This is a genomic window from Parazoarcus communis (genome assembly GCF_003111665.1).
GTDB classification, from domain to species: Bacteria; Pseudomonadota; Gammaproteobacteria; order Burkholderiales; family Rhodocyclaceae; genus Parazoarcus; species Parazoarcus communis_B.
In genome coordinates, this window is the sequence record NZ_CP022188.1 from 3,660,344 (window position 1) to 3,673,462 (window position 13,119).

Consider the following 13,119-nt stretch of genomic DNA (forward strand, 5'->3'; position numbering starts at 1 on the left):
GTAGCTGATGTTCGTAGATTCACATTGCCATCTCGACTTCCCCGATCTCGCTGCGCGTGAGGACGAAATCCTCGCCGCAATGGCCGACAAGCGCGTCGGTCAGGCGCTGTGCATCAGCGTCAATCTGGAGGATTTTCCGCGCGTGCGGAGCCTGGCCGAGCGCCACGGCAATCTGTGGGCGTCGGTCGGCGTGCATCCGGACAATTCGGATTGCGAGGAGCCTGATGTCGAGCGTCTGCTCGCCCTGGCAGATCATCCGCGGGTTGTGGCGATTGGTGAAACCGGACTCGACTACTACTGGCACAAGGACGAGCCGGAATGGCAGCGCGAGCGCTTTCGCACGCACATCCGTGCCGCACGGGCCTGCGGCAAGCCGCTGATCATTCATACCCGCAGTTCGGCCGCGGACACGCTGCGCCTGATGCAGGAAGAGAAGGCGTCGGAGTGTGCCGGAGTGATGCATTGTTTCACCGAATCACGCGAAGTGGCAGAGGCGGCCATCGAGATGGGGTTCTACATTTCGTTCTCGGGCATCGTGACCTTCCGGAACGCGAAAGCACTCAAGGAAGTTGCTGCCTGGGTGCCGCTCAACCGGATGCTGATCGAGACGGACGCGCCCTATCTTGCACCCATGCCGCACCGGGGCAAGACCAACGAGCCTGCATGGGTGGTGCATGTGGCCGAAGAAATCGCGCGATTGCGCGATCTTCCGCTTGATGCCGTCGAGCAGGCGACCACAGAGAACTTTTTCCGTCTATTCCGCCATGCTAAAGCCTGAAATCATTCGATCCTTCCTGCTCGCGGCCGCGAGCAGTTTCCTGATAGCCGGTCCGGTTTCGGCAGGTAGCTACGACGATGCCCTGAGCTCCGCCCGCATGGGCGATACACGGCAGCTCACCGGCCTGCTGGCCCGTGGCATCGACCCGGATACGGTGGATGCAAACGGCAATACGCTGCTGATCATCGCCGCACGTGAAGGCAATGCCGAAACCGTGGACGCCTTGCTCAAGTATCGTCCGCGCGTGGGTTACCGCAACCTGGCCGGTGATTCTGCGCTGATGCTCGCCGTACTTGGTGGGCACAATGCCGTCGTGGACGCGCTCCTCGCAGCGGATGCGCCGCTCAACCACGAAGGGTGGACAGCGCTGCACTACGCGGCCTTTGAAGGGCACCTCGCCTTGTTCGACAAGCTTCTGGCTGCAGGGGCCGATATCAACGCACTCGCACCCAACAAGTCCGATGTGCTGATGCTGGCAGCACGCAATGGCCATATCGAACTGATACGCCATCTGGTCGAACTTGGCGTGCCACTCGATAGGCGCAATGAAGCGGGTGTCAGCGCTGTCGAATGGGCGCGCTCGAATGGAAACACCGACATCGCAGAAATCATTGAGGCCGCACACACGAGGCGCCGCTAAGGCAGGACTGCACTTAAATAGTGCATATAAATCCGCTTTAGGTAAAAATGCACGACTTTTGTGCGTTTTTACCTGGAGTCACGGATGAAGTACCAGAGTTCCGCCGAGTTTCTAGCTGTCGTTGCCGAGCGCAATCCCGGGCAACCAGAGTTTCTGCAGGCAGTGACCGAAGTCATCGTCAGTCTGTGGCCGTTCATCAAAGCCAATCCACGGTATGCGGAACATGGCCTGCTTGACCGGCTGGTCGAGCCGGAACGGGCCATTCAGTTCCGTGTGTCCTGGGTCGACGACCATGGCGACGTGTGCGTCAACCGGGGCTACCGCATCCAGCACAGCTCGGCGATTGGTCCATTCAAGGGCGGGATTCGTTTTCACCCTTCGGTCAATCTGTCTATCCTCAAGTTCCTCGCCTTCGAACAGACCTTCAAGAATGCATTGACGACTTTACCCATGGGCGGGGGCAAAGGGGGCTCTGACTTCGACCCCAAGGGACGCAGCCCGGGCGAGATCATGCGGTTTTGCCAAGCTTTCGTCTCCGAACTGTTCCGCCATGTCGGAGCGGATACGGATGTTCCCGCAGGGGACATTGGTGTGGGGGCGCGTGAGATCGGTTTCATGACCGGCATGATGAAGAAGCTCACGAATCGCGCGGACTGCGTGTTCACGGGCAAAGGACTGAGTTTCGGTGGCTCGCTCGTACGCCCTGAGGCGACCGGGTATGGAACGGTGTATTTCGCCGAGGAAATGTTGCGCCACGTCGGGCGCTCGCTGGAGGGAATGCGCGTCTCTGTCTCGGGGGCTGGCAACGTGGCGCAATATGCAGTGGAAAAGGCGATTGCACTTGGTGCTCGAGTGGTTACGGTGTCGGATTCCAGCGGAACGGTCATTGATGATGACGGATTTACCGTTGAGAAACTTGCGATCCTGATGGATGTGAAGAACCATCGCTACGGGCGTGTCAGTGAGTACGCGGAACGGGTCGGTGCGCGGTTCGAAGCGGGGCGGAGTCCGTGGCACGTGCCGGTGGATGTCGCCTTGCCTTGTGCGACCCAGAACGAGCTGAACGGACACGATGCCGAAGTGCTGGTGGGCAACGGCGTGAGCTGCGTTGCCGAGGGCGCCAATATGCCGTCGACAGCCGAGGCCGTGACAATATTCGAGAAGCGCGGTGTGCTCTACGCGCCGGGCAAGGCGAGTAATGCGGGTGGCGTGTCCACCTCCGGCCTGGAGATGAGCCAGAACGCGATGCGCCTCGCATGGACGCGTGAAGAGGTCGATGGTCGGTTGCTCGAGATCATGAAAGGCATCCATGCCGCCTGCCTTCGTTATGGTCAGCGCGAGGATGGCTCGGTGAGTTACGTCGATGGCGCGAACGTGGCGGGTTTCGTCAAGGTCGCCGATGCCATGCTGGCTCAGGGCGTGATTTGATCTTTGTTGCCTTGGGCGTGCGTCACCGTACGCCTAGGCAAGGCCCGCAATCCAGCCTTCGAGCGGATCGAAACCGTCCTGCAGACCGAAATTAGGCGGACCCGCCTGCAGGCTCCAGCCTGCCTGAACGAGGGCAAGGGTCGCGTCGAGCAGGTCGCCGCTGGCGTCGGCAATGATCTGTTCGATCAGGGCGCTGTCGCCTGCCAGTCTGAGCCGGAGCGGGTGTGCGCCCTCGCGCAAGGCGACGGCAATATGCTTTCTGGCTTCGTGACGCACGGAGGTCTGTTTCCGTTTTTCGTCGCTCTTGTAGGAGTCGAGCGTAATGCTGCGCGCAAGCAGGCCGGGGTAGGCCTCTACCGCAACCCTTGCCGGGTCAGCGCAATGCATGCCGGCCACGGTAACATCCGCTTCGAGCAGTCTTGGTGTGCCTTCGAAAAACATGAGCCCGACCGGCGGGTTGACGAGTTTCAGCGGACTATGGGAGCGGGCGGGCAGATCGGTCCGGCGATGCGCATAGCGCTGTCCGGCCGGTCGGGTCTGGCGGTATTCATCGAGGATGGTGCGGAAACGTTCGCGACCCAGAATCGTGCAGTGCCTGATCAGCGCAGCCCATTCCAGTGGCCAGCCGAGGTCGAGTACTGCCTCGCGTGGCAGGCCAAAGGGGAAGTCGAACCCGCCGAGCCAGGGACCGGGGCGTGCCAGCACGGCTTCGAATGCAGGCCAGTCGGGGCAGGTCTCGAGTGATTCCAGAAAGACGCAGTGTCCGCTCAGATGACCACTGGCGACCGTGATCGGTTTGCGCGCTCGTGGTGCCGAGGTGAAGTCCACGCCGATAAGACGGACCTGTCCGCTCCAGATGTTTTGCGCGTCCTTGTTCATGGGGCCGTGCTCCGTTCTCGTGGTACTGATGTCGCCACCCTACCGGGCTTTGACCTGCGTCGGTGCAAACAGTTGTCGCTCAGGCAAACAGGCGGGCTGCGGTGAGGACTGTGCCAACGTGAATGCTGACTGTATCGTCGATCTCGTGGGCATAGCCGCCCGCCATCGCCACGGCAACGGGGACAGATGCGGTCCTGCACCGAGCGAGCACTTTTTCGTCGCGTGATGCCAGCCCATTGATACTCAGGGAAAGGCGACCGAGGCGATCTTCGCGATAGGGATCGGCGCCGGCAAGGTAGATCACGAGCTCCGGCCTGAACAGCCCGAACACGTGGTCGAGCGCGGTATCGAGTGCGGCAAGATAGGCTTCGTCAGCGGTGTCGTCGGGGAGGGCGATGTCGAGGTCGCTGGTCTGCTTGCGGAAGGGGAAGTTCCGCTCGCCATGCAGGCTGCAGGTGAAGATATCGGCTTCCGTTGCAAGAATGGACGCCGTTCCGTCGCCCTGATGGACGTCACAGTCGATCACCGCAATCCGCTGCGCCCGGCCTTCTGCACGCATCGCCAGGGCGGCGATGGCCGCATCGTTGAAGACGCAGAAGCCTGATCCAAAGTCGCGATGGGCATGATGGGTGCCACCCGCGAGATTGACCCCGCAGCCCTCGTCGATTGCGGTACGACAGGCCGCGAGCGTCGCGCCCGCGGAACGCCGTGAGCGTTCGACCATTCCCGCCGACCAGGGAAATCCGATGCGGCGGACTTCCGCCTTGTCGAGTTCGCCGTCTCGCACCCGCGCCAGATAGCCGGCGTCGTGAGCACGCAGGATGGCTTCGTCGCTGGCAGCGTCGGGGACACGGAAATCGCTCGGATCGAACTGACCCGATGCCAGCAGGCGCTCGCGCAGTCGCGCGTACTTCACCATCGGGAAGCGATGTCCCTCAGGCAGCGGCAGAACGAAGTGGTCTGCGTAATAGAGTTTCAATCTGCGCGTGTCGAACGAATAGGTCTGTCGCTAAGGCCTACTGCCCCTGTGACTGGCTCTGAAAGTTGACCTGCAACAGGTCGCCGACCGGTGCGTCGGCGTCTGTATACAGGGATTCGAATTCGGCTTCGGGTGCCATGGTGACGGCGATTTCGGGTTCGTGACCGCCGCCGCCGAGAATCACGCCACGCAAGGGCGACACGTCGCCGAAGTCGCGCCCCCAGCCGATGGTGACATGTTCGCGTTCGGGAATCAGTGCATTGGTGGGGTCGAAATCGACCCAGCCAGTGACCGGGCAGAACACCGACACCCAGGCGTGGGTCGCATCGGCACCCACCATTCGTGGCTTGCCCGGAGGCGGCCGGGTGAGGATGTAGCCACTGACGTAACGCGCAGCGACACCGATTGAGCGCAGGCAGGAAAGCATCAGATGTGCGAAGTCCTGGCACACACCACGCCGGTTCTCGAAAACCTCGGTGACTGGCGTCGAGTTGTCAGTCGCTTCGGGATCGAAGATGAATTCCTTGTTGATGCGCTGCATCAGCCCATGAACTGCCTCGAGTAGCGGCCTGCCCTCGATGAAGTCTGCGGCAGCGTAGTCGGCGAAGTCGCGCTTGACGCGAACGTGTGTCGACTCGAAGAGGAACGCGCTGGCTTCGAGTTGCTTCGCGCTCATGATGTGTTTTGCGCGGTAGATGAGCTCGTCCCGTACCGCTTCCCACGGGGGGGAGGCGGTGAGTTCCGGCTGCGGGCGCGGGTCGAGTTCGACCCAGCTTTCGGCACGGATCAGGAGGGTGTCGTGGTCCTGTTCGAAGTGCAGCGAGCGCACCGGGTTGCCGAAGCCGTCGGGGAAGTCTTCCGTGCGCTGGGGTTCCGGGATGACGACGATCCGGTGCGAAATGCAGCGCTGCCCCGGCAGTTCGCGGGGCGTAAGACGCAGCATCTGGCGCGACTCGCCAACCGGCTGATCGTAGCGATACAGCGTGTCGTGGCGGATGTGGTATCGGATGGCGGTCATGCAACCCTCCGCAACTGCATCGGGCGCAAGGTGTGGATGAAATAGCGTCGGTGTACCTCGTCGGAGAGCTTGAGCGCCGCGCCGATCGATTCGTTGAGCAGGGTGCCGAGGGTGCCGAGCGCGAGCTCGCAGTCATCGGCCTCGAAGCGCGTGAGGTCGAAGTTGTCCAGGCGACGCGCCAGAGGGTCGATCATCAGCGAGGGGTAAGGGTGACCGAGCTCGCGCGAACTGCGTGCGAGATACTTCTGCAGGACGTCGACCTGGAATCCGACAGAGTGCGGATTGGTGCGATCAAATACCAGCAGGTGCAGAAGGGGCAGCAATTCCGGCATCCGACGATAGCGCGCACGGTAGGTGACGATCGAGTTTGCAGCTTCCAGCAACCATTCGAACATCCGTTCGCGCGCCTCGGGTTTTGCCTGCATCGGCACGCTCATCAGACCGGCAAGGCCCTCGAGGCGCTCGATGCGTCGTCCGAGGATCAGAAAACGCCAGCCTTCGTCGCGCGTCATGTCGTCCATGGCGAAACCGGCGAGCGAGATGCTCGACTGCATGACGCGGTCGATCGCGGACATTGCCTGGTCTGTGCTGCTGATGTCTTCCGATAGGAGTTGTTCGAGGCGGTTCAGCGCGTGCCAGTTGTCGGAAGAGAGGCGCTCTCGCACCTGGCTGGCGGAAAAGCTGAGGGCGCGAAGATTGCTCGCAACCGAACCGGGCTGGGTGTGGTCGAGCAGCGCGCGCAACAATTGTGATTGAACGTCGTCGGGTTTGTCCTCGTCTTCGGAATCAACCACGATGCCAAGGCGACGTGTGGCCTGCAGCAGCCCCGCAAGACCTTGCTCTGCCTCGGAGTCGGTACTGGAAGCGCGGGCGAGTGCGGCGCGCAGCAAACGGGCGCTGGCTTCGACGCGCTCTGCGTAGCGTCCCATCCAGAACAGGTTCTCACCCACGCGCGACGGAATGTCTGCTCCGCCACAGACGAGATCGATGACACCGAGCCGGCGCTTGAGCAGGGTATGCCGCACCACCGGCGCTTCTGCCCGTACCCAGGTGTCCTTCGACAGACCGCCGCGCTGCATCGAGATGACTTCCATGCCAGCGCGCGGTGCCACGCGACCGAGTGCGCCGGGCATCACGGTGTAGCCCTCGGGCGTTGCGCTGGCGAAGACGCGGATGCCGACAGAGCGCGGTACGAGCCGATGGTTCCATACCGGCGCCTGGGATAGCCGCACCCATTCCTGCGCTACGTAGGCGTGAGGCTGGGCGAGGATGCTTTCGATCATCCGCTTGCGCGCCTCGCCCTTGAGCTCATGGCCAAAGACGGCCTCCATCCGCATGCTGGGAAAGGCGGGCTTGATCACGAGTTCGTCGAGATGCTCGAGCACGTATTCAAGGGCAGGCGGCTCGCCGCACCACCAACTCGCGACCGATGGCATGGCGATCTTCTCGCCCAGGAGACGTTCGCAGATTGCAGGCAGAAAGCCGAACAGGGCGCCGGACTCGAGCACGCTGCTGCCGATCGCATTGGCCATCAGTACGCGCCCGGCGCGGATTGCACCAAGCAGCCCTGCAACGCCGAGCGCCGAGTCCGAGCGCAGCTCGAGGGGATCGCAGAAATCGTCGTCGAGGCGTCTCAGAATGGCATGCACCCGGCGCAGACCTCGCAATGTCTTGAGGTAGACCGTGTTGTCGCGCACCGTGAGATCCTGCCCTTCGACCAGGGGGAAGCCCAGGTAGCGCGCAAGGAAGGCGTGCTCGAAATAGGTTTCGTTGTAGGGGCCGGGCGTGAGCAGAATGGTCAGCGGGACTTCGCCATCGGACGGCGCCAGTCGCGCGAGACTGTCCTGCATGGTGCGGAAATAATTGGCTAGCGGATTGACGTGCAGTTCACGGAAGGCGTCGGGGAAAGCCCGTGAAACGATGATCCGGTTCTGCAACGCATAGCCGGCACCCGAAGGGCCCTGCGTGCGGTCGGCAATCACCCACCACTGACCGTCCGGTGCGCGCGCAAGATCGGCCGCATAGCTGAAAAGCCAGACATTGCCTGGTGGCACGACCCCGCGTGAGGGCCACTTGAATCCATGCTGCCCGAACACCAGTGCCGATGGCAGCAATCCCTCGGAGAGCAGGTGTTGCGGCCCGTACAGGTCGGCAAGAATCGCGTTCATCAGGCGCGCACGCTGCGAGATTGCTGACGACAGCATCTGCCATTCGTCATTACCGACGATTAGCGGCAGCATGTCGAGCTCCCAGGGGCGTTTGGTGCCCTTGGGGTCCGCGTAAACGTTGTAACTGACACCGTCCGCTTCGATCGCACCGCGCACGAAATCCGACCGTTGGGTCAGGAGGTCGTCGGAGAAGCTCTCGATCCGGTCGGCAAAGGCCTGCCAGTGAGGACGTGCCGTACCACTTTCGGACAACATTTCGTCGAAACGATTGTCGCTGAACGGGTAGTTGTTTATGAGACCAGCCGGCATGTTTGCACACAATGACGCCGCACCCCGGGAACACCCGGGGGCGGCGTGCCTATTAATAATGGCGCAAGTCTAGCGTGAAAGGGAACTCCGGGTGTGTGCGAACTTCACCAACGGTCATCTTGCCGGGGGTGTGTCCCAGCTGGAAGAAGCGTGCGATGCGACGGCTTTCTGCGGCGAATGCATTGACCGGAAAGTCGTCGTAGTTGCGTCCGCCCGGGTGCACCACGTGGTACTGGCAGCCGCCAATACTGCGCTGGTTCCAGGTGTCCACCAGATCGAAGGTGAGCGGGCTGTCTATGCCGATCGTCGGATGCAAGGCCGACGGCGGCTGCCAGGCACGATACCGGACGCCAGCGACGAATTCGCCAACCACACCGGTCGGCTGCATCGGGACCGGAACACCGTTGCAGGTGACGACGTAGCGATCCGGCGCCGCGCCGGTGAGTTTCACCTGAACGCGTTCGAGCGAGGAATCGACGTAACGGGCGGTGCCACCCGCGGCGCCTTCTTCGCCCATGACGTGCCAGGGTTCAAGCGCAGCGCGAATCTCGAGCGTCATCCCCTTGACCGTGTAGTCGCCGTACTTCGGGCAACGGAACTCGAGATGTGACGCGAACCATTCCGCCTTGATCGGATAGCCGTCCGCCTGGAGATTCTCCATGACGTCGCAGAAATCCTGCCAGATGAAATGCGGCAGCAGGAAGCGGTCATGCAGTTCCGTTCCCCAGCGCACGAGCTTCGGCGGTGTGTAGGGGGCTTTCCAGAAGCGTGCGATCAGCGCCCGCAGCAACAGTTGCTGCGCCAGGCTCATGCGTGCGTGCGGCGGCATCTCGAAGGCGCGCATCTCGAGCAGGCCGAGGCGGCCGGTAGGTCCGTCGGGCGAGTACAGCTTGTCGATGCAGAACTCTGCGCGGTGGGTATTGCCGCTGACGTCGATCAGCAGGTTGCGCAGCAGGCGGTCGACCATCCACGGCGGGCAGCCGTCCGGCGATGATTCGATGACCCGCGTCATCTCCTTGAACGCAAGTTCGATCTCTGCAACGGAGTCGTTGCGGGCTTCGTCGATGCGCGGTGCCTGTGAGGTCGGGCCAATGAACATGCCCGAGAACAGATAGGACAGGCTCGGATGGTTGTGCCAGAAGCTGATCAGGCTGCGCAGGAGATCCGGCCGGCGCAGGAAGGGCGAGTCGGCTGGTGTTGCGCCCCCCATCACGAAGTGGTTGCCGCCACCGGTGCCGGTGTGGCGTCCGTCGACCATGAACTTCTCGCTCGACAGACGGGAATGGTGAGCCGCTTCGTACAGGTGCTCGGTCTGATCGACGAGTTCGTCCCAGCTCGTTGCCGGATGCACGTTGACCTCGACGACGCCGGGGTCGGGCGTGATGCGGAAGTGCTGGACACGGGGGTCGCGCGGCGGCTCGTAGCCTTCAAGCATGACAGGCTGTTCGAGGTCTTCGGCGGTCGCCTCGATTGCCGCAACGATCTCGAGGTAATCCTCAAGGCTTTCGGTCGGCGGCATGAAAATGTAAAGGACGCCGTTACGTGCCTCCGCGCACATGGCGGTGCGCGAAATCCAGCCTGCGGATTGCTTGAGTTCCGGACGGCGCCCGGTCGATTCCGCCAGCGAGCTCGTACCACCATGGGCTGGTGTCGTCGAAACACCCCTACCAGCGCCACTGTCGGCACCGACGCCGGTCACGACGCCAGTACTGCCGGAACGGCGCAAGGTCGCGCCATCGAGTCGCGATGCGGGTCCCAACTGGTGTTTGAGCGCGGCATGCGCCGGCAGCGGTGGGTAATAATCGAAGGGGTCGGGCTGATGGATGACGGGACGGTCACCCGGGGCGGCCCAGGGCTGCGAATCGAGCGGGAGACGGTAGCCCATGGGCGAGTCGCCGGGGAACAGGTAGCAGCGTTCGCTGCGCAGGAACCACGGCCCGGTCTGCCATTCGCCTGAAACGGCATTGCGGGTGATGGGCAAGGCATACCCAGAGACTGTGGCAAGCCCCTGGGTAAACACCTTCATCAGGCGCTCGCGTTCCATCTCGTCATCGAGCCGCGCGTCGAACGGGTCGACGTTTGCCGGCAGGCGACGCTCGCGCCACATGTAATAGAACACATCCTCGTAGGCGGGGAAGACGTATTCGGGTGCAAGGCCGAGCTTGTCGGCGACGCCTCGAAGGAAGTTTCCGGCGACGAGATCGTCAGCCTTACCCGGCTTGCTTTCGTCGGCAATCAGTTCCGGACGCGACCACATCGGCTCGCCGTCCTTGCGCCAGTAGCAGTTCAGCGACCAGCGCGGCAGCTGCTCACCCGGATACCACTTGCCCTGGCCAAAGTGCACCAGCCCGTTCGGACCGTATTTGTTGCGCAGGCGGTGATACAGGTCGGTCGACAGACGCTTCTTGTCCGGGCCCATGGCCGCGGTGTTCCATTCGTCGCCTTCGGCATCGTCCACCGAAACGAAAGTGGGTTCGCCACCCTGGGTGAGGCGTACGTCGTGCTCGTTGAGCTCGCCGTCGATTGCATGTCCTAGGCGTACGATCTCGTCCCACTGCTGTTCGGAGTATGGCTTGGTTACCCGGGGCGCTTCCCAGATCCGGGTGACCTTCATCTCGTGCTCGAAGGTGACCTCGCACTTCTCGAGTGCGCCGGTGATGGGCGCAGCAGACGTTGGGTCGGGCGAGCAGGCGAGGGGAATGTGGCCTTCGCCGGCGAACAGGCCCGAGGTCGGATCGAGGCCGATCCAGCCCGCGCCGGGCAGATAGACTTCGCACCATGCGTGGAGGTCGGTGAAGTCCTTTTCCGGTCCGCTCGGACCGTCCAGCGACTTGACGTCGGCGGTGAGCTGGATCAGGTAGCCGGATACGAAACGCGCAGCGAGGCCGAGGTGGCGCATCAGCTGTACGAGAAGCCATGCCGAGTCGCGGCACGAGCCGGACTTCTTGACCAGCGTTTCTTCCGGTGTCTGTACGCCGGGTTCAAGGCGAATCAGATAGCCGATATGGGAGTAAAGGTCGCTATTGACCTTGACCAGGAAGTCGACGCTGCGGCGTTCGGTGAGGTCGATCGTCTCCAGGTACTCCTCGAACTTCGGCGTCAGCGGAAGTTTGAGCAGGTAGGGCGCAAGCTCGTGGTTCTGTGATGCTTCGTACTTGAACGGAAAGTTTTCCGCATAGGGCTCAAGGAAGAAGGCAAAGGGGTTGATCACCGACATTTCGGCGACAAGATCGACCTGGACCTTGAAGTGGTCGGTCGGCTTCTCGAACACGAGCCGGGCAAGGTAGTTCGACTGGGGATCCTGCTGCCAGTTGATGAAGTGATCTTCGGGAAGCACCCGAAGCGAATACGAAAGGATGCTGGTCCGGCTATGCGGCGCCGGACGCAGACGGACAACCTGCGGGCCAAGGTTGATCGGGCGATCGTAGTGATAGGTGGTGACGTGAGACAGCGCCACATGAATCGACATGGATGCTTCCTTTTCGCTGGCAGAATGTTCTGTGTTGGAGCAATTCCCGCGCCATGTGAAAACAATCAGATTCGGCAGGAAATGTACGGTTTATGCACCACAATCGGGCGTGCCCGTTTTTGGGGCGCACCTGAATTGGTTGGTTGGGCTCTATTCTCCCCTTTTCACGCTGCGCGGCAATGACGGATAACCTGTAATACACTGGAAGCAACCCAAAGCACAGACAGGCCCGAGCCATAGCGAGATCATGAGTGTCATTGACCGAGTTCGTCCAGCCCATTCCCGCCTGAAGGCAATTCGTCGCGATATCCATGCGCACCCCGAGCTCGCCTTCAAGGAACACCGGACCGCAGCGGTCGTCGTGAAGGAGCTCGAAGCGGCGGGTATAGAGGTGCATCAGGGTATCGGCGGTACCGGCGTGGTCGGCGTGATTCGCGCCGGTCGCAGTCTGTGCGCCATCGGGCTTCGCGCCGACATGGATGCGCTCTCGATCACAGAGCGCAATACCTTCGAGCACCGCTCGACGCACGCGGGCTGCATGCACGCCTGCGGTCACGATGGCCATACCACCATGCTGCTCGGGGCGGCGCAGGTACTGGCCGAACACAAAGGCTTCGATGGCACCGTCTATCTGATCTTCCAGCCCGCAGAAGAGGGCGAGGGCGGCGGCCGCGTCATGATCGAGGACGGCTTGTTCGAGCGTTTTCCGATGGAGTCCGTGTTCGGCATGCACAACTGGCCGGGCATTCCGGCAGGGCAGTTTGCGGTGCACGCAGGCCCGGTAATGGCCAGCGCAGATCGCTTCGATATCCGTATTCTCGGCACCGGTGCCCATGCCGCAATGCCCCACCTTGGCGCCGACCCGGTCGCGGCCGGTGCCGCGCTGGTGCAGGCAATCCAGACCATCGTATCGCGCACGCTGGACCCGGCGGACGCAGCCGTGGTGTCGGTGACGCAGTTTCACGCCGGAGAGGCCTACAACGTGATTCCGGATCGCGCCGAGCTTTCCGGTACCGTGCGCGCATTCTCCGAGTTCGTGCAACAGCGTATCGAGCAGCGCCTGGGAGAGCTCTGCGTGGGCATCGGCGAGGCGTTTGGCGTGCGTGTCGAGTTCGAGTACCGCCGCGGCTATCCGCCGACAATCAACACCCCATCCGAAGCAGCGCTTTGTGTGGAGACCGCAGCCAGCCTGGCAGGCGCAGACAAGGTCGACACGACTGCCAGACCAAGCATGGGGGCGGAGGATTTCTCCTATTTCCTGCAGCGCAAACCCGGTGCCTATGTATGGATCGGCAACGGTCCGGGTGAGGGCGGCTGCATGCTGCACAATCCGAACTACGACTTCAACGACGAGATTCTTCCCGTCGGCGTGGCCTACTGGGTGGAGCTGGTAAAGCGCCTTCTTCCGGCCGGAGCTTGAGCCACGTATTGAACCGATTCACCGCGGGACC

9 protein-coding genes are annotated in these 13,119 nt (G+C 62.4%); 4 read left to right on the forward strand and 5 right to left on the reverse strand.

What is annotated here, in order from left to right; genetic code table 11:
• Positions 1 to 7 precede the first annotated feature (7 nt).
• The 3 genes from CEW87_RS16715 (at position 8) to gdhA (ending at position 2,846) form a co-directional block, all read left to right on the forward strand.
• Positions 8 to 778 carry a TatD family hydrolase gene (locus CEW87_RS16715; protein WP_108974804.1) on the forward strand — a complete coding sequence of 257 codons (771 nt, stop codon included), beginning with the start codon at positions 8 to 10 and terminating at the stop codon, positions 776 to 778.
• Positions 765 to 1,418, forward strand: coding sequence for an ankyrin repeat domain-containing protein (locus CEW87_RS16720; protein WP_108974806.1), 654 nt, complete (start codon positions 765 to 767; stop codon positions 1,416 to 1,418). The genes CEW87_RS16715 and CEW87_RS16720 overlap by 14 nt, the downstream gene beginning before the upstream one ends.
• Before the next feature lie 84 nt (positions 1,419 to 1,502).
• Positions 1,503 to 2,846, forward strand: a complete 1,344-nt coding sequence (gdhA, locus tag CEW87_RS16725; RefSeq protein ID WP_108974808.1) for an NADP-specific glutamate dehydrogenase — start codon at positions 1,503 to 1,505, stop codon at positions 2,844 to 2,846.
• Positions 2,847 to 2,879: 33 nt separating this feature from the next.
• On the opposite strand, the gene CEW87_RS16730 is transcribed toward gdhA, so the two are convergent.
• The 5 genes from CEW87_RS16730 to CEW87_RS16750 all read right to left on the reverse strand — a co-directional run bounded on the left by CEW87_RS16730 (position 2,880) and on the right by CEW87_RS16750 (position 11,668).
• A complete protein-coding gene (locus CEW87_RS16730; RefSeq protein ID WP_108974810.1) occupies positions 2,880 to 3,725 on the reverse strand; it encodes a DUF429 domain-containing protein in 846 nt (281 codons plus the stop codon).
• A 79-nt stretch (positions 3,726 to 3,804) separates the two neighbouring features.
• Positions 3,805 to 4,704 (reverse strand): histone deacetylase, encoded by a 900-nt coding sequence (locus CEW87_RS16735; protein WP_108974811.1) that lies wholly within the window; start codon positions 4,702 to 4,704, stop codon positions 3,805 to 3,807.
• A gap of 37 nt (positions 4,705 to 4,741) precedes the next feature.
• Entirely contained in the window at positions 4,742 to 5,722 is a 981-nt protein-coding gene (locus tag CEW87_RS16740) for a transglutaminase family protein (protein ID WP_108974813.1), read from the reverse strand.
• Positions 5,719 to 8,199: a circularly permuted type 2 ATP-grasp protein gene (locus CEW87_RS16745; RefSeq protein ID WP_108974815.1), complete on the reverse strand. Its 2,481-nt coding sequence runs from the start codon at positions 8,197 to 8,199 to the stop codon at positions 5,719 to 5,721. Before CEW87_RS16745 ends, CEW87_RS16740 begins: the two co-directional genes overlap by 4 nt.
• A gap of 52 nt (positions 8,200 to 8,251) precedes the next feature.
• Complete coding sequence (locus tag CEW87_RS16750; protein WP_108974817.1) at positions 8,252 to 11,668, reverse strand: DUF2126 domain-containing protein; 3,417 nt, start codon at positions 11,666 to 11,668, stop codon at positions 8,252 to 8,254.
• Positions 11,669 to 11,915: 247 nt separating this feature from the next.
• Between CEW87_RS16750 and CEW87_RS16755 the strand changes: the two genes are divergently transcribed.
• Positions 11,916 to 13,088 (forward strand): M20 aminoacylase family protein, encoded by a 1,173-nt coding sequence (locus CEW87_RS16755; protein ID WP_108974819.1) that lies wholly within the window; start codon positions 11,916 to 11,918, stop codon positions 13,086 to 13,088.
• Positions 13,089 to 13,119: the final 31 nt, after the last annotated feature.